Annotated in this window: 17 protein-coding genes and 1 pseudogene; 10 read left to right on the top strand and 8 right to left on the bottom strand. The window is 45.5% G+C overall.

Annotated features, from left to right (window positions below; translation table 11 throughout):
• Positions 1–8: 8 nt before the first annotated feature.
• The 3 genes from E5342_RS03935 to E5342_RS03925 all read left to right on the top strand — a co-directional run bounded on the left by E5342_RS03935 (position 9) and on the right by E5342_RS03925 (position 4205).
• A complete protein-coding gene (locus E5342_RS03935) occupies positions 9–641 on the top strand; it encodes a hypothetical protein (protein ID WP_121734866.1) in 633 nt (210 codons plus the stop codon).
• Between the two features lie 312 nt (positions 642–953).
• The gene (locus tag E5342_RS03930; protein WP_135958868.1) at positions 954–2168 is read left to right on the top strand and encodes an S-adenosylmethionine:tRNA ribosyltransferase-isomerase; all 1215 of its coding nucleotides are present in this window, start codon (positions 954–956) and stop codon (positions 2166–2168) included.
• A 60-nt stretch (positions 2169–2228) separates the two neighbouring features.
• Positions 2229–4205, top strand: a complete 1977-nt coding sequence (locus E5342_RS03925) for an OmpA family protein (protein WP_135958867.1) — start codon at positions 2229–2231, stop codon at positions 4203–4205.
• A 210-nt stretch (positions 4206–4415) separates the two neighbouring features.
• Here E5342_RS03925 and E5342_RS03920 read toward each other — a convergent pair whose 3' ends face one another.
• From E5342_RS03920 to E5342_RS03900, 5 genes are all read right to left on the bottom strand, one after another.
• Positions 4416–5720, bottom strand: coding sequence for a T9SS type A sorting domain-containing protein (locus E5342_RS03920; RefSeq protein WP_135958866.1), 1305 nt, complete (start codon positions 5718–5720; stop codon positions 4416–4418).
• 23 nt (positions 5721–5743) lie between these two features.
• Positions 5744–6163, bottom strand: a complete 420-nt coding sequence (locus E5342_RS03915; protein ID WP_135958865.1) for a hypothetical protein — start codon at positions 6161–6163, stop codon at positions 5744–5746.
• An 18-nt stretch (positions 6164–6181) separates the two neighbouring features.
• Positions 6182–6508: a hypothetical protein gene (locus E5342_RS03910; RefSeq protein ID WP_121734871.1), complete on the bottom strand. Its 327-nt coding sequence runs from the start codon at positions 6506–6508 to the stop codon at positions 6182–6184.
• 62 nt (positions 6509–6570) lie between these two features.
• Entirely contained in the window at positions 6571–6777 is a 207-nt protein-coding gene (locus tag E5342_RS03905; protein ID WP_135958864.1) for a hypothetical protein, read from the bottom strand.
• A 94-nt stretch (positions 6778–6871) separates the two neighbouring features.
• Entirely contained in the window at positions 6872–8020 is a 1149-nt protein-coding gene (locus E5342_RS03900) for an aldose epimerase family protein (RefSeq protein ID WP_121734872.1), read from the bottom strand.
• Positions 8021–8413: 393 nt separating this feature from the next.
• On the opposite strand from E5342_RS03900, the gene E5342_RS03895 reads away from it, so the two are divergent.
• The 3 genes from E5342_RS03895 to E5342_RS03885 all read left to right on the top strand — a co-directional run bounded on the left by E5342_RS03895 (position 8414) and on the right by E5342_RS03885 (position 15550).
• Positions 8414–9208 (top strand): thymidylate synthase, encoded by a 795-nt coding sequence (locus E5342_RS03895; RefSeq protein ID WP_121734873.1) that lies wholly within the window; start codon positions 8414–8416, stop codon positions 9206–9208.
• Positions 9209–9283: 75 nt separating this feature from the next.
• Entirely contained in the window at positions 9284–9781 is a 498-nt protein-coding gene (locus E5342_RS03890) for a dihydrofolate reductase (RefSeq protein WP_057326591.1), read from the top strand.
• A gap of 87 nt (positions 9782–9868) precedes the next feature.
• Entirely contained in the window at positions 9869–15550 is a 5682-nt protein-coding gene (locus E5342_RS03885; RefSeq protein WP_135958863.1) for an alpha-2-macroglobulin family protein, read from the top strand.
• 101 nt (positions 15551–15651) lie between these two features.
• On the opposite strand, the gene E5342_RS03880 is transcribed toward E5342_RS03885, so the two are convergent.
• Positions 15652–16290 carry a hypothetical protein gene (locus tag E5342_RS03880; protein WP_121734875.1) on the bottom strand — a complete coding sequence of 213 codons (639 nt, stop codon included), beginning with the start codon at positions 16288–16290 and terminating at the stop codon, positions 15652–15654.
• Between the two features lie 17 nt (positions 16291–16307).
• On the bottom strand, positions 16308–17690 hold the full coding sequence (locus E5342_RS03875) for a C10 family peptidase (RefSeq protein WP_135958862.1): 1383 nt from the start codon (positions 17688–17690) through the stop codon (positions 16308–16310).
• A gap of 139 nt (positions 17691–17829) precedes the next feature.
• Here E5342_RS03875 and E5342_RS03870 point away from each other — a divergent pair.
• The 4 genes and pseudogenes from E5342_RS03870 to meaB form a co-directional block, all read left to right on the top strand.
• Positions 17830–17937: pseudogene (locus E5342_RS03870) on the top strand (AAA family ATPase); the annotation flags it as partial.
• Positions 17938–18114: 177 nt separating this feature from the next.
• Positions 18115–18492: a DUF1573 domain-containing protein gene (locus E5342_RS03865; RefSeq protein ID WP_005858893.1), complete on the top strand. Its 378-nt coding sequence runs from the start codon at positions 18115–18117 to the stop codon at positions 18490–18492.
• Between the two features lie 26 nt (positions 18493–18518).
• Positions 18519–19628: a DUF1573 domain-containing protein gene (locus tag E5342_RS03860; protein WP_121734877.1), complete on the top strand. Its 1110-nt coding sequence runs from the start codon at positions 18519–18521 to the stop codon at positions 19626–19628.
• 12 nt (positions 19629–19640) lie between these two features.
• A complete protein-coding gene (meaB, locus tag E5342_RS03855) occupies positions 19641–20738 on the top strand; it encodes a methylmalonyl Co-A mutase-associated GTPase MeaB (RefSeq protein WP_121734878.1) in 1098 nt (365 codons plus the stop codon).
• A 49-nt stretch (positions 20739–20787) separates the two neighbouring features.
• Here the strand turns inward: meaB and E5342_RS03850 are convergent, their stop codons facing one another.
• Complete coding sequence (locus E5342_RS03850) at positions 20788–22257, bottom strand: TolB family protein (RefSeq protein ID WP_135958861.1); 1470 nt, start codon at positions 22255–22257, stop codon at positions 20788–20790.
• Positions 22258–22259 lie beyond the last annotated feature (2 nt).

Genomic DNA, 22259 nt, shown 5'->3' with positions numbered 1-22259 from the left:
TATAAGCCATGAGACAAGCATTCAATTTATTGCTAGTAATCTTCCTCGCCCAATTAATAGCTTGCGGCGACAAGGATGTAGACATAGTATCCGGCCATCCGGATCAAGAAGAACCCGGTCCTTCCAAAGAACCACAAGACACGTTGCCCGATATATTTGAGGTTGAGTGCGCAAATCATTCCCCACAACTGTATCTTTCGGTGGGCGACAAGGACGCAAACTCTATTTACGATTATGATTATAGCGACACTGGCATACTAAAAGAAGGGCATATCGCCATTCGAAAAGTGAATTTCACGGAAAACGGTATTGACCATGTCTTCACGCTCGCTGATAATGTGGACAAATCCTGTGTTTCGATCTATCCAGAGACGATCCATGCTTTTGAGGGTCAATTCAAAGAAACCGGCGATTCCATCCGATTTTACGGAAATCGCCCGATCAGCGGTATAGCAGATTCCGTAGTCATACCCGTCAAGGAGTTGTGGCTCCACCTCACCGTAGAATGGACAAATGCAGACATAGACACCTTCGCCCTATGTTATAGGAACACATGCGATATCCAGCTCACACAAGTCTGCCTGCATGGTGATAGTATCGGCTATAACAGTGCTACACTCGTAAAATCCCCGGTCAAATAATCCAGCTCCAATCCAAGGGGAGGTGTGTCAAAAGTCAGTATTACCGGACACAGACGAACTCAGACTTATTTTTTCTGATAACTAACAATATATACATTACACTGCGTTCGTCTGCGTCATTTGGTCAAGTCTCAGAATTCTGCGTCCGGCAAATACCCATCTTTGACCCATCTATACCCCCCGATACCTACATCCAAGTTTTTGCTTTAAGATAGATACCAATTCTAATAAAAGTTAAAGCCCAAAAATCCAGCAAAAAATCCAGCCTCGTTACCTATTTTTGTCTGCAAATTAGTTGCAAACAAGTAGCAAATGAACCCACGAGACATACGTATTGACCAATATGACTATTCACTCCCCAATGAGCGGATAGCCAAATTTCCACTGCCTAAAAGGGATGAGTCCAAACTTTTACTCTACCGTAACGGGGAAATAAGCGAAAGTATCTTTAAGCATATCACGGATTATCTTCCCCAGAACGCCTTGATGGTATTCAATAATACCCGGGTCATACAAGCCCGCCTACTTTTCCAGAAAGAGACCGGCGCACGCATCGAGATTTTCTGCTTGGAGCCTATCGAGCCTCATGATTACGCCTTGATTTTTCAAGAGACCCGACGCTGTAGCTGGACTTGCTTGGTTGGCAACCTTAAGAAATGGAAAGAAGGCACTTTATCCAAAACGATCTTCATTAAGGATGAACCGGTCGTGCTGACAGCGGATAAGAAAAAGTCTCATGATGACACACATTTGATCGAATTCACATGGGATAACGAGACTTATACATTCGCCGATATCTTGGATGCCGCCGGGGTCTTGCCAATTCCTCCTTATTTACACAGAGAAACAGAGAAGAGCGACCTACAGACCTATCAAACGGTTTATTCTAAGATAAAAGGCTCCGTCGCCGCACCGACCGCCGGACTTCATTTCACTCCGGAAGTACTTACCGATATAGATGCTCGGGGCATCGGGCGGGAAGAGGTCACCTTGCATGTCGGAGCGGGTACCTTTAAACCGGTAAAAAGCGACACGATCGAAGGGCACGAGATGCACACGGAATTTATCTCCGTCCGCCGCTGTTCCATCGAACGTATCAAAAGCAACCTTGGAAATATCATCGCCGTAGGAACGACTTCCGTACGGACCTTGGAAAGTCTCTATTACATGGGCGTGATCCTAGATAATAACCCGGAAGCGACTTCCGAAGATCTCGTCGTAAAACAATGGATGCCTTACGACACCAATAACAACCGGCTGACAGCGGAGCGATCCCTTCAAAACATCCTCGATTATCTGGATAAGCATGATGCGGATACGCTGGTAACGGCTACGCAAATCATCATCGCCCCGGGCTATGAGTTCAAGATCGTAAAAGGAATCGTCACCAATTTCCACCAGCCCAAAAGCACCTTGCTCTTGCTGATCTCCGCTTTCGTAAAAGGAAACTGGAAATCCATCTATGAGTATGCCTTAGAGCACGATTTCAGGTTCCTGAGTTATGGGGATAGTTCCTTGTTATTGTAACAGACATACAATAAGATCCCATACAATTCGTTATATTTGCACGAATATATTCCAGATTGAATGAAAGCGCATTTTACTATATATGTTTTATTTTTGCTTATCGTATCTTCCTTGTATTCCTGCAAATCGGCGAAGTTGAGCGATGCCGAGGAGAAGCAGCGTATCGGGGAATACTATGAGGCAGCCGCCATTTATCGTAAGGTTTACACGAAAACATCCCCGAAGAAAAGGGATTTGCGCGGCTATATCGCTTACCGTATGGCCGAATGTAACCGGTTGATCAATAATACGGCGAAAGCGACTAGCGCCTATATGAACGCCATCCGCTATGATTACCCCGATAGCACCGTCTACCTACGCATGGGACAGATGCTACAGAAGACCGGACGTTATCCGGAGGCGATCAAGAACTACGATATCTATATGGAGAACGATCCTAGCAATCCTTTAGCCATCAACGGCATACAAGGATGCGAGCTGGCTCCCGGATGGAAAAAGAACCCTACCCGCTACGAGGTAAGGCGTATGGATAAATTCAATTCCCGCCGAGGAGAATTCAGTCCGATGCTGGCCGGAGATAAATACGACCAACTATACTTCGCCTCCTCCCGCTCGAAAGACAAGGACGCGAAAGTCAGCGCCATCACCGGGCAAAACAACAATAACCTCTTCCTTGTCAAACAAGATGAGAAAGGGGCTTGGCTAGCCCCCGTAGAACTCGAAGACGAGGTGAATACGGAATACGACGAAGGAACCCCCTCTTTCTCCCCCGATGGAAACACGATGTATTATACCTATTGCGCCCAAGATCCGGAAGGTTCTCGTACCGCCGAGATTTACATATCTACCCGAAGCAGCGCCAAATGGGGAAAAGGAACCCGTGCGACGATCGTAAAAGACTCGGTTACCGCCCTCGGTCATCCTTCCATCTCGCCGGACGGCAAATACCTGTATTTCGTATCCGACGCCGTGGGCGGTTTCGGTGGCAAGGATATTTTCCGTGCCCGGGTAGCGGGAAACGATTTCGGCCCGATGGAGAACCTAGGAGAAGAGATCAACACCCCGGGAGACGAGATGTTCCCGTATGTCCGGGATTCCGTCACCCTTTATTTCGCGTCCAACGGACATCCGGGAATGGGCGGTCTCGATCTGTTCAAGGCCACGCAAGACAGTACAGGGAAGTGGAAGGTCGAGAACCTAGGCGCTCCCATCAACTCTATGGCAGACGATTTCGGTATCACCTTCGCCGGAAAAGAGGAACGGGGCTTCTTCTGCTCCAACCGCAACGACGCACGGGGCTATGACCATATATATTCCTTTGAACGGCCTACGATCACCATCTTCATCGAAGGAATCGTAAACGATGTGGATGAATATCCGATCGAGGACGCTACCGTACGCATCGTCGGAAAAGACGGACTGAACGTGAAAGTCCCGGTCAAGAAAGACGGAACCTATCGTGTCGAGTTGGAACGGGACATCCGTTATGTCATGATGGCCAGCGCCCGTGGTTACCTCAACCAGAATTACGAGTTGCATACCGGCCCCGAGGAGAAAAACGAGACGTATATCGTGGATTTCTTTCTCTCTCCGATCAGCAAGCCGGTTGTTATCGATAACATTTTCTACGATTTCGATAAAGCGACCCTTCGTCCAGAATCCAAGAAAGCTTTGGACGAGATGATCAAGATGCTGAACGATAACCCGAACGTAACGATCGAACTGGGTGCCCACACGGACCGGAAAGGTACGGACCAGTATAACGAGCGTTTGGCTCAACGCCGTGCACAATCGGTCGTGGATTACCTAATAGCGGGAGGTATCGAGGCGGCTCGCCTGGAAGCGAAAGGATATGGAGAAAGCGTTCCCAAGACGATCAATAAGAAGATGGCTAAACAATTCGATTTCTTGAAAGAAGGCGATGTGCTTACCGAGGAATTCATCCTTGCCCTGCCGCCGGAACAACAAGAGATCGCCGACCAGATCAACCGCAGGACGGAATTCAAGGTGTTGCGTACGAACTATAATTTGTTCTAGGTCGGCAGGCTGTCAATCAAAGAATCTTAAGTGTATCGGCTCACGAACGTAAGATACTTCGCCCATACACTTAAGATACTTCGCCCATACACTTAAGATACTTCGCCTACGAAGGTAAGATCATCTACTTAAGGAGAAAACGGATCAAGTCCGAAAAATGCAATATTTGAACTATTAGTTCTTAAATAGCTTGAGCCACAAAGTTCTATCTTAATGTTTTACAACGATATTCAATGTCTGCGCATCTTCATCCGCAGTCTTTACATGCAAAATATAAATACCGTTCAACAAAGAAGAGACATCAATATTCAAGTTAACGGCACTTTCTCCTTGGCCTTTCACTGTGTTTTGATAAACACAAGTTCCTGTACTACTATACAATCCAATACTATACGTCGAGGGTTTGCTCAATATGGGGCGCTGCTTCGTAACCTCCATAGCAAACGCACCGTCTTGTAAAGTTTGTGTTTCTGCATTTGGCGCAATCTGTACTTGCAATGTGGAGCTTACCGGATTCTGTAAAACAGAAAGGCTATAAGTGCTTGATGCATAAAGCCAGCCTATTACTTGCCATTCACCCCAACCGTAACTATTATGAGCACGAGCGGATAAATTGCAAGAACGAGGACTACTTGAACGATATACTTTCACACTGGACTTACTTGCATTTTGAGCTACAATAGACCAATCACTTGGATAATCACTCTTCCATTCATATTGATCAACATTGTAACGGGAATCACAAGACACAGCAGCGGTAAATGATTGATCATTATCTTTTCTGAAAGTTTTAACAGATGGTTTAGGAGGTACTGTATTATATGTAGGATCCGGATAAGTGTAATATTTTAATCCCGTATACGCAAAGGGACAATCTTCAGGTAAATGCTCAAAAAGTGGCAGATCTGCCCATTTGGAAATAAAATATCCATTACGAGAACTTGTTATAGCCGAATGATCACAACCTAAATAAGATACTTTACAATTTTCATCCGGTGTGTTAGTTAATACATAACTTCCATCATTCCAAAAGGTATCGTCTCCCGGGGTGTTAATCCAAACATAGCTATGCCCTTCCGAGCAATACCATGCATAGGCATGACAATTGTAAGCATAAGTAGCTTCTCCTTTAAATGTGATACGATTATTATAATAATTCAACCAATAGTTTTTTAATTCATTCTTCTCTGAACTATTATAATCCGTACCCACAAATTTTAAAGCCGAAACAGAAGTTCCTTTGGGTGTATAAATAGTTATCTGACTGTATCCCGATGTTTCACTTATCGCTAAAAATTGAGGTTTAATACTTGCTATTGATTGAAAAACAGTGTCTGCGCTCAAAAATAGATTTAACTCATCCAGCTTCTTTTCTAAAGGTTTCTTGGTTATCTTATTTACAAGATCCGACAACACAAAATAATCCTTAACGCAATATTCCGTTGAATTTCCTAATTTCAAATAATACTTTTTACGGATTTCTTTCAATAAATCAATAAGATTCGCCTCATCCATTTTATCGATAATTGCGTCTTGAGCTAATAACAATTCGAAATAAGACCTTTTAATTGACCAAAAAGATTGGTCTCTATGGCTTTATTTTTCAATGTCATCTTGAATGTGTCCATTTGTTTATAAATAGACAACAATTCATTTGGCGCATCCGTTCGCCTCATCAACTCTTGCAACCCGTTAAAATTGCGGATATTGATATCTATTCCTTCTTGCGGATCATTAAACGCAGTAAAATAGCCATAGGCTGGATAATTCATGCAAGTAATCAACAAGTCAATGGTACTCATGTGTTTTAATTGATCATCAGGAATCAGCATGGCAGAAAAACGATCTTTTTCTGTTCGTAACTTATCCCATTCCGTTGTACCGGGTCTTATCGGAAATTCGTAAACTTGTGCTTGAGATAAAACAGAAATCAAGAAAAAGGGTAAACAAAAAAACATTTCTCATGGCAATAAAATTTAATTATGCTTATAAACTGCGAACTCAATATCACCTTCTAAAAAAAATATAAATTTATCAAGATCCAACTTAGGGTAAGCCTTCCAAGTTATCGGATCACCCGAAAGACAAGATCGCAAATAAACAGAGTCTTTCTTGGTGGAATAATGATACGGAACTGTACATTCAGGATCAAAATTTTCATAAATCAAAAGACCGCTGTCTTTCCAAGATCTAGAATTGTAGAAATAGAGTTTTCCCTTAGGACCGACACCAACATCATCACTACAGCCGATGATACAAAAGATCGCCACTAGAGCGAACAATTTAACCAGTTTCTTTTCCATAAACTCTCTTTTTTAGGTTATTAATAATAGTAACAGTACTTCGATTAACGTCACGGAAATCTTTAATCAATAAAGAACTCTCCACTTAACTCATTCTCCCCATCCGTAATAGACAACAAAAACTCACCCTTTGTTTCCGGATCTAACTGAATATCCACAGATGTACTATTCGCACTCATATCACAAATAACAATCGCTATACTCACCGAAGACAAAGTTATTGAATTATTTTGCATGGCAGATGCTTTCTGCACGTTTTTTGATGCCATGATGGGAAATATACGCTGAGATCAGAAAAGAAAAAAGAGATGCACCTACATCGGCGCATCTCTTATCCTTATTTGTGTATAATCTTATAAATCCTTACTCCACCGTAAACTTATAAATACACTCACTCGTATATTTCTCGCCCGGACGAAGCACTACGCTCGGGAATGTCGGCTGGTTCGGGCTATCCGGGTAATGTTGAGTCTCCAGACATAGGGCGCCACGGTGTGGGTAAACCACACCCAACTTGCCTTTATCACCCGCTTTCGTCATTGAGTTACCGGCATAGAATTGAAGACCCGGCTCGTTGGTGTAAACTTCCATAACGATACCGCTTGTCGGAGATACAACTTTAGCGGCTACCTTATTGATATCGCCGGCGGCGTTCAAGATCCAGTTATGATCGTAACCACCACCATAAACCAATTGCGTAAACGGATTGTCGATATCAGCACCTACCACTACCAGTTTGCGGAGATCCATCGGCGTGCCTTCCACGGGTTCGATACCGGTCGGGATCAAAGTCTCATCCACCGGATTATACGTATCCGCATCGATCATGATCGTATGATCCGTGATTTGCGAGCCGGGAACACCGGAAAGGTTGAAATAACTATGATTAGTCAGGTTCACTATAGTAGCCTTATCGGTAGTCGCCTCGTACTTAATATCCACGGCGTTATCCTCCGTCAGCTTATAGATCACCTTGATATCCAAATTACCGGGGAAACCAGCCTCACCGTCCTTCGATAGATAGGTCAGCTCCAAGGTCTGGTCATCGATCTGTTTCGCGTCCCAAACTACCGCGTGATATCCCTTCGGACCTCCATGCAAGCAATGGCCGTTATTATTCTGCGGAAGTTGATACTCCGTTCCGTCCAACGTAAACTTACCATTCGCGATACGGTTGCCATAACGTCCGATCAAGGCACCATAATTCATGTCTGGGTTCGCCACGTATTGCGCGATATTATCGTAACCCAGCACCACGTCCGTCATCTTACCGTTCTTATCAGGCACCATCACGGAAACCAAGCGTCCGCCCCAATTCGTTACGCAAGCCTCAGCCCCTTTCTTATTCTTCAACACATACAAAGCAGTCGGCTTACCATCTACCTCAGATACAAAATCCGACTTCATCAAACCGGAGAGAGTAGCCTCTTCCGTAGCCGCCCCCTTCTCATTCTTACCTCCGCATGACAATAACATACACATTGCCATGACCGCAAAACAAAGTTTTTTCATCACTTTCCTTTAAAATTAATAAATGTTATTCTTCGGGCAAAGATACGCATTCTATCCACAAGAGGTCTAATATCCTTACGCATTTTCTCGGGAATCCTTACCGATTTCTACTCGAAGTACTACACCCTTCCTCTTGACATCTTAATCATCCACCAATTGGTAGATGATCATGCAACAGCCGTTGGAAGATCATGCAACAGCTGTTAGATGATCGTCCAACGATTGATAGACAAGCTAAATCTTTATACAAATCCCCTAATACCTCCCGAAGAAACCGCCAAGGATACATGAAGAAACCGTTTGAATCCTCAACCGATTTCATATTTTGACCCGTTATTCTAGTATAATACGATTCACTTTTGTACATTTGCACACTATTGTAATAAGTGAGTAATGAAACAATATTTAGAGCTGCTCAATAGAGTGCTTACCGAGGGAGTTAGAAAAGAAGACCGGACGGGTACGGGAACGATCAGCGTATTCGGTCATCAGATGCGGTTCAATCTGGAAGAGGGATTCCCGCTACTCACTACCAAGAAGCTGCATCTGAAGTCTATCATCTACGAATTGTTATGGTTCCTGAATGGAGATACCAACGTAAAATATCTGCAAGATCATGGCGTACGCATCTGGAACGAGTGGGCCGACGCGGATGGTAGCCTTGGGCATATATACGGTTACCAATGGCGGTCATGGCCGGATTATAAAGGAGGATCTATCGACCAGATCACCGAGGCCGTGGAGACGATCAAGCATAACCCGGATTCACGACGCATTATCGTAAGCGCATGGAACGTGGCGGACTTAGACAACATGAACCTGCCTCCTTGCCACGCTTTCTTCCAGTTTTACGTGGCGAACGGACGGTTGAGCCTACAATTGTATCAACGCAGCGCGGATATTTTCCTTGGCGTTCCGTTCAACATTGCCTCCTATGCCTTGTTATTACAAATGATGGCACAAGCTACCGGCCTTAAAGCGGGAGATTTTGTTCATACGTTGGGAGACGCCCATATCTACAGCAACCATTTGGAGCAAGTCAAATTACAATTGACACGTGAGCCACGCATGTTGCCCCGTATGGAGATCAACCCGGACGTAAAGAGCATCTTCGATTTTAAGTTCGAGGATTTCAATTTGACCGGATACGACCCTCATCCCCATATCAAGGGAGAAGTGGCCGTCTGAGAATTGGCAGTTGACGATGGACAGTTGACAGTTAATTCATAAATCATAAATTACAAATCATAAATCAATAAGTCTATGAGTACAATTTCTATCATCGCAGCAATCGCAGATAAAAGCGCGATCGGAAAGAATCAACAATTATTATGTCACATGCCTTCAGACATGAAGCGTTTCAAGGAATTAACCACGGGACATGCGGTAATCATGGGACGTAAGACATTCGAGTCTCTCCCTGTAGCGCCACTGCCCAATCGGAAGAATGTCGTATTGACGACTATGCCCGAGGCTGGTTTCGTGAATTGTTTCGCTTGCGAGTCTATGGGGGCCGCTCTGGATTTATGTGAGAAAGAGGACGAGATATTCATCATTGGCGGCGCGTTGGTCTACAGACAGGCTTTGAGAATAGCCGACAAAATGTATATTACCCGCATCCATCATGAGTTTCCCGACGCTACCTCGTTCTTCCCCGTCGTAAACTGGGACCTTTGGGAAGAGACTGAGCGTGAGGAACATCCCGCAGACGAGAAGAATCCTTACCCCTACACCTACATCACCTACGTGCGCAAAAAATAAACATTAACGTACGTTTTACAACTTTTTGCTCTTTCTTTGTATCTATATAGGAAAGGTTTATTGTTAAACTTATAAAACCCAAAAGATATGAAGATAAGAGCAATTATTTTATCTGCCCTGATACTTTGCGGCATCTCGGCGGTTATCATGTATAGCCGGGCCGCCCAGCCTCAACAAAAAAGTTCTGTTATCACGCAAGCTATAAACGATAAGAATACCCCTATGGTGATCAAGAATCTTATCCTTAAAATGAAAGAACAGATGGAGGTAAACGATGATCAGTTCCCGGAACTGATACGGAACGTGGAGAATTACACCAACAGCCTGGCCGACTCGGCTTCCGTGGCGGTATTACATTCCATGTTGGCGGAGATGTATCAGAACTACTACCAACGGAACCAGTGGACCATCAACCAACGCACCCAATTAAGCGGTTATATCCCGGAGGATATCCGGGAATGGACTTCCAACTTATTCACGGACAAGATCAAGGAAGAGATCGATTCATCCTTACGACCTACGGTCTTATTGCAAAATACGCCAGTCAGCAAGTTCAAGGATATTCTGGAGATCGGAAAGGACTCGCAAACCTTGCGTCCGACCCTCTATGAGTTCCTTGCTTTCCGGGCATTAGACATCCAACCGGCCGTACAGATCTATAAAGGCTTGATCGCCTTTCAAAATAAGGAGCCGAATATGAAATCGGTCCTCCTTACAGAATTGGATTACCTACGATTCCTTTACGGGGATAAAAGGGATAAAGAGTCTTTCGAGGCTTACATGAACACATTGGATGAGCTTTACAGGAACTTAGCTTCTCAAAACTATGCAGCCGAGATCTTGATCGCCAAACTGGATTTGGTTAGCGGCAGTATGTTTCGTTACGTCTCTACCCAATGGGACTCTATCAAAGCGGAAGAGGTGAAACTATGCGAGCAGGGTATCAAACGGTATTCCGGTTACCCTCGCACGGCTATCTTAAAGAATCGCTTGGCGCAATTGGAACAACCTACTTTATCCGTATCTACAAACAATACGGTTTATCCGGGACAGCAACTGGGGATCAAGCTGGAATATAAGAATGTACAAAAAGTCAGCGTACAAATCTATCGAAGCTCGAAAACACCTTTACAAGCGGCAGCCCATACATCCGCAAAAAAATCAAGTAGCAGCACCTTGGGACAACTCGTAAATGAGAAGACATTCTCTTTGCTACTGCCCAACAGCTATTCGCAGCAAGATACGACCTTACATATATTTATGGATCAACCGGGATTGTATGAATGTGTCGTAACCGTACCCGGACAACAGCTAAAGACGATCAATACGGTTAGCGTAACCCGATTGGCCGCGATCTATCGTAATCTTTCCGGTAATAAACAAGAGGTCATGGTTACCGACTATCTTAGCGGGAAGCCTGTTGATGGCGCTATCGTTACCTATTACGGCGGTCAGCGTCGTAGCCTGCAAGAACTGGGTACCGTCAAGACAGACCGGGAAGGCTTGGCCACGCTTCCGGCGAACAGTCAAGTATTGGCGTTCCAAGCCAGCAGACCGGGAGATACCAACGCTATGTTGACAAATATCTACCCGATGGGTTCCGGCCACAGACCGGAAAAGAACCCGGTAGAAGTCTCTATCTTTACGGATCGTGGGCTTTACCGTCCGGGACAAACCATTTTCTTCAAAGGCCTCGCCTATGTAAAAGATTCCAACGATCCGCATGCCGTGGCCGGACAGCCTTTTACAGTGGCCTTATACGACGCTAACGGGAAAGAGATAACCCAGAAGAAAGTCACGACCAATGAGTTCGGTTCTTTTAACGGAGAGTTCTCCCTCCCCAAACAGACCTTAAGCGGTGTCTTCCGGTTAAGTACCGGACAGATGAGCGTATATATTCATGTAGAGGAATACAAACGTCCGACTTTCCAAGCGTACTTCCTCCCGATCAAGGGCGATATCGCTTTTGGTGATTCCGTTACCATACAAGGCAAGGCGGCTACATTCTCCGGCGTGTCACTGCCCGGTGGCGATGTCACTTGGCGTATTACACGCAGGCCCTTCCTGTTGTGGAGGTATTTCCGTCCGAGCGCACCGACACAAGTTGCGGAAGGGAGTAGCACCCTTTCTGGCGATGGGGCATTCAGCGTATCTTTCCGTCCCCAAAAAGAGGAGGATACGAATCCATACGCTTCCGCATATCAGACCTACGAGGTATCGGCTACCGTGACCGATAGCAAAGGAGAGACCCAAGAGGCGAATTACACCTTCTCGGTAGGAGAATCCAGTATCGTCTTATTCACCAACCTACCGCCACAAATCGAGAAAGACTCGGTAAAAGCCGTAGTCGAAGCCCGGACGATCAATGGGGAGAAGGTTTCCACCTCCGGTACTTTCAAGATCGTAGAACTGATCGCAAACCGATCCGATAAGAATAGCGGAGAGAGCTATCAAGAAGGCAAGCAAGTAGCTTCCGGTAGCTTTACCAGTGGCAAGGAGATCAGTCCGGCTATTTTCAACCCATTGCCCTCCGGACGTTACCGCATTTTAGTAGAAGCCAAAGATAGCCAAGGGCGCCCCAGTAAAAACCAGTCCGATTTCATCCTATACGGAAAGAACGACAAGCGTCCTCCCGTATTTACCCATACTTGGCTGCTGAAAGAGAAGACAACTTGTTTACCCGGAGAGGAGGCGGAGATCGTATTCGGCACCTCCGACAAGGACGCCTATGTGCTCTATGAATGGTTTGCCGGAAATAACCGCATCCATCACGGGTTGATCAAGCTAAGCGACGCGAACCATCGGTTTAAGATCCCATTCAAGCCGGAATATGGAGACGGCATCATCGTATCCTTTACGTTCGTAAAAGAGGGTGAGCTATATATCACCCAAGTACCCGTAGAGCTTCAGCTACCCAACCGGCAGTTGACCATCAAGCCGATCACCTTCCGGGATCGTTTACTTCCGGGAAGTAAAGAGAGCTGGAAATTCCGTATCACCGACGCAGACTCCACGATCGTATCCGCCGAGGTACTGGCCAGCATGTACGACGCTTCGCTAGATAAAATCATACCTTTCAGTTGGTATTTCTCCCCGCAGCGAACAATCCTGCTACAAGCTCCCCGTTTCTCAACCGGAGCCGGGTTCCAGCGTAGTTATCAATATGACCAGACAGAGGCCAAGTATATAAAAGTACCTCAATATCAGTATGACCGTTTAAACTGGTTCGGTCTATTCCATACGAAGAATACCCGAAAAGGCGTTTTCTACAGCTTAGCTTCTGATGCGGGTGGTATCATGCTGAAATCCGCGGCAGCCCCAGTAGTGACGGAATCCATGAACATCATGGAAGACAGCGCCGTGTTAGAAGAGCCTAGTGTGGAATCTACGGAAGGGGAACCCGTGTTCAGCCTATCCGATCCTTTCGCCAAAGAGAGCAGCCAGCCGATAAGTCCGGAGCAAATCCGGCAGAACTTTGCGGAAACCGCCTTCTTCTACCCGACCTTGCAAACGAACGCGGAAGGAGACGTATTCGTGAATTTCACCCTGCCGGAAAGTAATACGACTTGGAAACTACAGCTATTGGCCAACACCCAAGACCTGAAATACGGTCTGCTAACGAAAGAGGTCATCAGCAGCAGGCCTTTGATGGTTTTACCGAATCTGCCTCGCTTCGTCCGCCAAGGGGATGAGGTCAGCATCAGCACGCAAGTCATCAACAATTCCAAGGAAGCGGTATCCGGCCGTGTACGCATTGAACTATTCGATCCCGCTACAGACCAACCGATTATCTGCTTGAGCAAGTCACAACGTCCGTTTGAGTTGCAACCGGATAGCATCGCTACTGTAAGCTGGATGATCCCGGTTCCCAAACAGATCAGCCTACTGGGCATACGTATCCTAGCCGACTCTGAAAAGGGAAGCGACGGGGAGCAGCAGATCGTACCGGTTCTTTCCAATCAATTGCTTATCACGGAAAGTACCTCGTTCTATTTGCTCAAGGAAGGAGAGAAACAAATCCGTATCTCCGGGAACTCGGAGGGAGCGACACCGTTCCGTCTCACGCTGGAGATGACCGGGAATCCGATTTGGTACGCGGTACAGGCATTACCAACGATCACACAGCCGAACAATGATAATATCTTATCTTGGTTTGCCGCTTATTACAGCAATACGTTGGCTTCCTATATCGCCCAAGCCCATCCCCGCATCCAGAAAGTGATCAACCAATGGACCGCCCAAGGAGGGAATGCCTCTACCCTCTATTCAAACTTGGAAAAGAACCAAGAGCTGAAGAACATACTCTTGGAAGAGACGCCTTGGGTACTGGCCGCCGATAACGAGACAGAGCAAAAACAACGCTTGTCTTTATTGTTCGACCTAAACCGTGCGGACGGATTACGGGAAGCGGCCTTGCAACAACTGATCCAACAACAGAACGAAGAGGGTGGATGGAGCTGGTTCAAAGGTTTCCCCGCAAGCCGTGCGATCACGCTTTCTATCCTGAAAGGTATGTCACAGCTTGTACAGCTAAACGCGATCCAATATGGGCAAGCGGAGAAAGAGATGCAAATGAAGGCCCTCAAGTTCTTGGACAAAAGTATGCAAACGGATTATGAGAACTTGCTGAAATACGATAAGAAATGGCAAAACGCATGGCCCTCGCCGGAGCAGGTAGAGTTCTTATTCGTCCGTAGTTCCTACCGGGATATCCCGGAACTGGAAGACGCCCGAGAAGCGATCCGTTTCTATACGAACCAAGCGGAGAAGCACTGGAATCAATATTCCTTAATCAGCAAGGGCGAAATCGCCTTGTTAATGCATCGAAACGGTAAAAAGGAGGTGACGACAGCGATCCTGACAGGACTAAAGAAGACCGCTACGATCTCCGAAGAGAAAGGTATGTATTGGGCAAACAACCGCAGGGGAAACGATTATTTCACCTCACCGATCGACACGCATTGCTTATTAATGTCCGTCTTTAACGAAATCGCACCGGATACCCAGAATACAAACCGGATGAAACAATGGTTGCTAAACCAGAAACGTACACAAAACTGGGAATCCGTACCCGCCACGGTAAACGCCATTTACGCCTTGCTACTCACGGGTAGTGATTGGCTGAACACGCAAAACACCTGTGTAGCGACATGGGACGGCAAGACCTATAGTACAGCGGAAGGGGAAATCGCTACCGGTTACCTCAAAACGATACTTCCGAACGAGCCGGCAAATAGTTCCGCCAACCCCGTGCTCTCGATCCGCAAGGAAGGAAACACGCCGGCATGGGGAGCTGTTTACGAGCAATACTTCCAAGAGATCGACAAGGTAAAAGGACAAAAAGGGGTGTTGAGTGTCGAGAAGAAATTATTCGTCGAGACCAATAACGGTACCAACCGCCAAATCCGTCCCGTAACACCGGAGCAGCCGCTCCGCATCGGAGATAAGGTAATCGTTCGGCTAACGATCCGGACAGACCGTGAAATGAATTACGTATTCTTGAAAGATCTACGTGCGAGCTGCTTCGAACCGGCCGATCAACTTTCCGGCCCGGAATCAAGAGACGGTATCTGGTATTACAGATCCCCGAAAGACGTATCCGAGAATTTCTTCATCAATCGTCTGCCGGAAGGTACGTTCGTCTTGGAATATCCGGTCTACGTATCCCGTAGCGGCGAATACGCCGGAGGTATCAGTACGATTCAATGTATGTACGCCCCGGAATTCGTGTCGCACACCGCCGGAGAAAGACTACAGGTAGAGCCTTAAATCCACCTTTTCTTACGATGGGCATTCTAAGTTCCTTATGATGCCCATCGTAAGCTCCTTTGAATGGGCATCATAAGGAGCTTAGAATGGGCATCAAGGTTTTATTCGCCCAGCACCTCTTTCACATAAGCGATCGCCTCCTCGTTAGAATAGAACACCTTATAGGGAAAATTCGGGCAAAGATTGGGAGAAAGTCCTTTGACTAAAGTATGCCGTAATCCAGACACATCGTGATATACCGGTCCAGCGAACTCACTTCGCATGACAAGTTCTTTATCTGAGATCTTCTCGACAAAATACAAATTTCCCTCCTTTTCCCCAACAAGGGATTGATTATCGGTAGAGAAACGGCCGGTGACTGAATCGTACTGATATTTCGATTTCACGAGCAATTCAAGTTCCTCCCCTCTCTCATGTAAATACCATCCCCATTTTGAGACCAGCTCATCCACTCCGGGAGCTTTCGTCGAAAGAACAGCCTGGGTAAGAACCGTATTTTCATCAAGGAACCAAAATGATCCAGTCATTACAGGTCCCAAACCATCAATTGTAATATCTAGCTCTTGAAACCCATTCTCTGTTTGCACAAGCCATACTCCTGTTTTTCCAACGAAATAGTTTCCTTTAACAATCGCTTGAAACTCCTCGCAACTAACAGGCTCATCCTCACTACAAGAAAAGGTGAACAAACTCAATAGAATTACACACGGCAATATTATAAAACGATATTTTCTCATCATATACAGCTAATTTATAGTTATTTCAAGAACTGTCTATTCGTATTGAATTTATAAGATGTATTCCACTCCGAATTATCTGACGCATTAAAATACACATTATCCCAGCTAGAAATACCCCATCCCCAATTCATTGTATAAGCATATGTAGATGTTTTATTCTCTCTATCATAAAAGAAAGAATAACCAACTATATTTCCGTTTTCATCATATTCATTTGAATCTTGACCTAAATTGTCTGTACCAACCCAACCAAAAGTACTTGTTGAAGACTCTGTAATAGATCTGTATCTATCAATGATAAATTGATGACCTCCTTCTCCACCTGTATTATCCGACCTTGCATATACCGCTCTGCCCGCAATCAGCTCACTTGTAATATAGCCATACTCCATAGAGCTAAGCTTATAATTATATCCATATCCATTTATAAAAGATATGATCTTCCCTATATTTACACCACTCTCGTATTCCCCATAACCCATACCGACACTATTTCCCACATAGCCTATCAATATTGCCGCATAATCAGTACCAGAATCGCTGGCAGTCTTAGCCATCTGATTCCAAATAGTAGAACTACTTCCTGTATAACTATATGTATTACTAGCGGATGAATAGGTTGCCGTGGTCACGGTACTCGCTGGTTTATTGTTTTTGTAACGCAAGTAATATAGATATTGTGCCGCCGCTACAGCAGCGCATCCAGCCAGACAATGTTTTGTCGCACTCCCGGCAACGAAGGGCACATAAACATTCCACGGATTTTCTTGCCCCCATCGGGTAGCAGTCAATCGATTTGAGATATGTGTACTCGTAACAGGCTTAGTCGTACTTATCAATTCCCAATATCCACTACCCGGTTGTGTACCAACCGCACGAGGAGTTATCTCTATTTTTCGCAAATCCACCTCATCATTTTGAATATATACGGCCTGCCAAAGCCCATACGTTTTTCCATCCTTTGTCCCTGACTGCTTTACTCGATATAATTCATCCGCAACACTATTTAGATAACTTTTAAAGGCAGGAGCCATCGAAGGATCATTTGGGTCAAAAGCACCTGTATCAGAAGACAGCATAACAAGAGGTGTCCGTTGATCGGCCGAGAAAAGATCCCAACCAGAAGCATAATTAGCGATGTACATCACTGTATCTCCTCTATATATGTATGGAGTAAGCGAGTAGGTTTGCAACGTACTTCTACGTGCGTTTATATTTCCGAATTTCAAATGTGAAATATAATCCTTTATACCTCGCTCTACCTTCGTTTCCTTATCACTTACTGACAGGGAAATAGGTTCATCACTCATGGCCAAAGCCATACTTTGTGTCTCTTCCAACTCATTGGAGCAGGATAGTAATCCGCAAATGAGGATTAGCAAATAAAACAGTCGCTTCATACTAGTAATAGTTTAGTTGTAAACACCTTGTATTATCGTTTGCAAATATAAGCAAAAAAGTTCTGAACTTTCAATGTCCCGCACTTTTTTCAACCGAAATCACTACTTTTGTGTTATCTCATTAAATACACAGGGTGATATGAACCAGATTATTTATCCCATCGGCATACAGAACTTCGAGAAGATCCGCAGAGACAGCTATCTTTATATTGACAAGACAGCCTTGATTTACCAAATGGCGAACACCGAGACCGACACGGACGTATTGAACAGCATCGCCTCCGCATCTATAACGGTGGATAGTGCATAACACTGCGGCCTATCATCATAAAAACAATTTGGAAGCACATTCCGGAAGCGGCCTTTTTGTCCCTTTGGAAATAATACATTACCTTTGTAATTTGAATTAAAACTAAACGATAAGATGAAACAAATAGTTTTTATTTTTATGGCGATCCTGTTAGCGACAGGAATGGCTTCGGCTCAGAAGAAAGCAGTTATTTCCGCAGAAACAACCAGTTTCGATTTTGGAACCATCAAGGAAGCAGACGGAAAAGTATCCCATACGTTTGAAGTATCCAATACGGGCGATATGCCTCTGGTCATTACACGTGTAATCGCGTCTTGCGGATGTACGACCCCGGAATGGCCGAAAGAACCGGTAGCTCCGGGTAAGAAAGCCCAGATCAAGGTTACTTTCGATCCGGCAGGACGTCCGGGTCCTTTCACGAAGACCATTTCCGTATACAGTAACGGGAAAACCGGAAGCTTCATCATGAACATCCGGGGAGAGGTTGAATAAAAAACACGTAAAAACCCCCAATTGGAATGCTGAATATAAAAAGGTTGATCCTTGCTCTTACAGCAATTATATCTATAACGACAGCTTGGGCACAACAAGGTGCCCAAATATTGTCGGATGAGTTGACTTATAATTTCGGGACAATAGCCGAGGCCGATGGATTCGCCAGTCATACTTTCACGATAAAGAATACGGGAGACGCCCCTTTGGTCATCACCCGTGTTACCGCCTCTTGCGGTTGTACACGGCCGGAATGGACCAAGTCGCCGATCGCTCCCGGTAAGTCCGGTGAAGTTAAGATAACGTATAATCCGAAAGGACGCCCCGGCCCATTTTATAAAACCATATCAATATTCAGCAATGGGAAGAAAGGGAGTTACAGCCTAGCCATTAAGGGAAATGTCACCTCGAAACCTTCGCAGCCGGTCTTTACGTATCCTTATTCGATCGGTGATCTGAAGCTGCATACGAAGACTGTTCTATTCAGCAGTATCCGTCCGGAGGAAACGTTGGGCGAGAAGATCAACATTAAGAACGAGGGAAAGACCTCGGCTACGATTCATTTGGGTAAAGTACCTCACTATCTCAACATACAGGTGAACCCGGCTACCCTTCAACCGGACGAGGTCGGTGCCATTACGATCCTTATGGATGCCAAGGTCTTGAAGCGGAAAGGACGAGTCTCTACGCTTTTGCCGGTCATGGTACAGAACGCCGGAAAGGAGGAAGTATCCGGAGAGATCCAGATCTCCGCCAACGTGATCGATAATTTCAGCAAACTATCCGCTGCGGATAAAACCCAAGCCCCGATAGCGGAATTATCCGGTACTTTATTGGAATTCGGCAAGCTACCGAACAAGAAAAGCATCGTTCCGTTGATCGGTGGTAAGGTATCGGGTACATTTGAGATTACGAATGCCGGAAAGACTCCGCTCACGATCTACAGCGTCACTTGTGATGATGAGCGTGTCGATTTGTCCGGCGGCAAGAAAGAACTTAAACCGGGAGCGACCGCGACTTTCAAAGTAACCTTGCGACCGAAAGAGATAAAGACAAAACTTGAAGCACTTATTAATGTCGTATGCAACGACCCGAACGGGCCTATTCGCTTGATCAAGGTCACCGCATATAAATAATGAATTATTAATATGGAACATCCAGAAAACGATGATCAGTACAAGGGATTGAAAGTGAATAAGGGCATTGCGGATGTCCCTACCGTAAATCCTTATATAAAAAAGCGTGCCCAACGCAAGGTATATACGCCTTCCGAATTCGTGGAAGGTATCTTAAAAGGGAATATCACGATACTCAGTCAAGCGGTTACCTTGGTGGAAAGCTCTAAGCATGAGCACCAACAGGTGGCGCAGGAGATTATCGAGAAATGTTTGCCTTTCGCCGGGAAATCGGTTCGTATCGGTATTACGGGTGTTCCCGGAGCAGGAAAGAGTACCTCTATCGACTCTTTCGGCATGCACTTGATCAACCAAGGACATAAGCTTGCGGTACTAGCGATCGACCCGAGTAGCGAACGCTCGAAAGGTAGTATCCTAGGAGATAAGACCCGTATGGAAGCTCTGTCGAGAGAGAAAAACGCCTTTATCCGTCCTTCACCATCCGCTGGCTCCTTAGGTGGTGTCGCTCGTAAGACCCGTGAGACCATCGTATTATGCGAGGCCGCCGGTTTCGATACCGTATTCGTAGAGACCGTGGGTGTCGGACAAAGCGAGACTGCCGTACATTCTATGGTGGACTTCTTCCTGTTGATTCAATTGGCTGGTACCGGAGATGAGTTGCAGGGTATCAAACGAGGTATCATGGAGATGGCGGACGGTATTATTATCAATAAGGCGGATGGAGACAATATCGAAAAGGCGAATCTCGCCGCCGCTCAGTTCCGAAACGCCTTACATCTTTTCCCACCCTCGGAGTCGGGCTGGTTTCCGAAAGTATTGACTTATTCCGGTTATTACAACCTAGGTATCAAGGAAATATGGAATATGGTCGGAGAGTACATGGAGTTCACCAAAAAGAACGGCTACTTCGACTACAAACGTAACGAACAAGCTAAATACTGGATGTACGAAAGCATCAACGACACGCTACGGGATAAGTTCTACCATAACCCGGCGGTAGAAGGCATGCTGGAACAAACGGAGAAGCAAGTCTTGAACAACGAGATCAGCTCGTTCGTAGCAGCCAAGCGGATGATCGATCTGTTCTTGGATAATATCGCTACGAAATAGATATAAAAGCATAAGAGTGTCGCACGATTGGATCATGCGACACTCTTTTTTACTTGAACCTTACATCGATTCCTTTACCCTCTTTCGCTTTCACGGCCAACGTACGCCCTTGTCTCTTTACCTCTCCTGTGATGAATTCAGGTATATTGTAAGATTTCATAAAGCGAAAATAAAAATCTATATCCTTCTGGGGTAACAGAAAAGGTTTGCAAGCCTGTCCTTTCTCATCAATATAAGCGATGAACGGCCTTGTATACAAACCATCCATCCGACGGCTGCTAAACACGATCCAACGACTATCGCTACTCCATGAATGATAGCTTTCCACATCGTCGCTATTCGCCGCCTCCAATGCATAACTTTGCCGGGTCGATAAATCAATCATGTACAAATCGGCATCCTTATGCCAAATAGAGAAATTCCCATAACCGGACAAGGTATAGAGCAAATACTTTCCATCCGGGGAAACCCGGGGAAAAGAAACGCTTTTATCGATCTCCGATGCCTTATACAAAGTATCGACTACCGTCCCGAAACAGCGTGTAGCGGGATCGAACGAGACTGAGCATAGATCGTATCTCACTTGATCGTATTCCTTGGGCATCGTACGGGCTTTAGCCGAACAAAAATAGAGCGTATTTCCATCCGGGGAAAATGTAGGGAAAGTCTCGAACGCTCCCTCTGAAGACAGCAGCGGAGAAGTCACGATCTCATGCTTTTGCGTATCATAGACGACCACATCCGAGGCTGAGTCGAATACCTCCACCCGATTCCTATCGTTCATATGAAACGCTTGCTTGGTTTTATTCACGGAAAAAGCGACATATTTTCCGGAAGGATGCCAAGAAGGATAGACAAGCGGAGAAAGGGTCTGATCGGTCTTCGTATTCAGCTTCTCCACTTTATCTCCATCGATCAATAAGGTACAAGAGTAGGTCTCACGCATATGGAAAAGCATTTTCTCCGGATTCTGCATACAGAAAGAATGGCAGTTCATACAGTTATTGCCGCTCATCTTATTTTCGATGATCGCGTTCTCCGTATAATTTTCCAAGTTACGTTGATAGATACCCATACGGTTCCACAACTCATAACCCGGCTCGATTAAACGGTAAGCCAGCCAACCATCGACCGGCTCCTTCGCCACCTTAATGGTGAATGGGGCATACGCGATCCATTCATCATTCACGAAGGCTTGTACGGTTACATTCAGATGATTCCCGGAAGCGGCACGCAGCAGCCTTTTCCAACCGGAGGCCGGGATCACGAAACAAGCGTCTTTCCCAGTCTTGATCTCTAATTTCTCCGGGCCACATTCGAGAATGGCACGGGCCTCAGCGCAAGCATCTTTCAACTTAAAATTCAAGGGAGCTATATTCGGCGGGATTGTCACATCCGCATAATCCGGGAAGATATCCGGCTTGACTTCCAAATTCTTCTGTATGCGTACCGGACCGGAACAAGCCATCAAGCCCAGAATCATCCACATAAATATGCCTCTTATATACATTCTTCTCATCT

It is taken from the genome of Parabacteroides distasonis (genome assembly GCF_004793765.1).
Classification (GTDB): Bacteria; Bacteroidota; Bacteroidia; order Bacteroidales; family Tannerellaceae; genus Parabacteroides; species Parabacteroides distasonis_A.
Note: the sequence above shows the minus strand (reverse complement) of the source record. Positions and strands in the feature narration are given on the sequence as shown.

Bases quoted from the DNA above. Each gene is read 5' to 3' on its own strand.
- E5342_RS03935 (WP_121734866.1), top strand. From the start codon at position 9: ATGAGACAAGCATTCAATTTATTGCTAGTAATCTTCCTCGCCCAATTA.
- E5342_RS03930 (WP_135958868.1), top strand. From the start codon at position 954: ATGAACCCACGAGACATACGTATTGACCAATATGACTATTCACTCCCC.
- E5342_RS03925 (WP_135958867.1), top strand. From the start codon at position 2,229: ATGAAAGCGCATTTTACTATATATGTTTTATTTTTGCTTATCGTATCT.
- E5342_RS03920 (WP_135958866.1), bottom strand. From the start codon at position 5,720: ATGGATGAGGCGAATCTTATTGATTTATTGAAAGAAATCCGTAAAAAG.
- E5342_RS03915 (WP_135958865.1), bottom strand. From the start codon at position 6,163: ATGTTTTTTTGTTTACCCTTTTTCTTGATTTCTGTTTTATCTCAAGCA.
- E5342_RS03910 (WP_121734871.1), bottom strand. From the start codon at position 6,508: ATGGAAAAGAAACTGGTTAAATTGTTCGCTCTAGTGGCGATCTTTTGT.
- E5342_RS03905 (WP_135958864.1), bottom strand. From the start codon at position 6,777: ATGGCATCAAAAAACGTGCAGAAAGCATCTGCCATGCAAAATAATTCA.
- E5342_RS03900 (WP_121734872.1), bottom strand. From the start codon at position 8,020: ATGAAAAAACTTTGTTTTGCGGTCATGGCAATGTGTATGTTATTGTCA.
- E5342_RS03895 (WP_121734873.1), top strand. From the start codon at position 8,414: ATGAAACAATATTTAGAGCTGCTCAATAGAGTGCTTACCGAGGGAGTT.
- E5342_RS03890 (WP_057326591.1), top strand. From the start codon at position 9,284: ATGAGTACAATTTCTATCATCGCAGCAATCGCAGATAAAAGCGCGATC.
- E5342_RS03885 (WP_135958863.1), top strand. From the start codon at position 9,869: ATGAAGATAAGAGCAATTATTTTATCTGCCCTGATACTTTGCGGCATC.
- E5342_RS03880 (WP_121734875.1), bottom strand. From the start codon at position 16,290: ATGATGAGAAAATATCGTTTTATAATATTGCCGTGTGTAATTCTATTG.
- E5342_RS03875 (WP_135958862.1), bottom strand. From the start codon at position 17,690: ATGAAGCGACTGTTTTATTTGCTAATCCTCATTTGCGGATTACTATCC.
- E5342_RS03865 (WP_005858893.1), top strand. From the start codon at position 18,115: ATGAAACAAATAGTTTTTATTTTTATGGCGATCCTGTTAGCGACAGGA.
- E5342_RS03860 (WP_121734877.1), top strand. From the start codon at position 18,519: ATGCTGAATATAAAAAGGTTGATCCTTGCTCTTACAGCAATTATATCT.
- meaB (WP_121734878.1), top strand. From the start codon at position 19,641: ATGGAACATCCAGAAAACGATGATCAGTACAAGGGATTGAAAGTGAAT.
- E5342_RS03850 (WP_135958861.1), bottom strand. From the start codon at position 22,257: ATGAGAAGAATGTATATAAGAGGCATATTTATGTGGATGATTCTGGGC.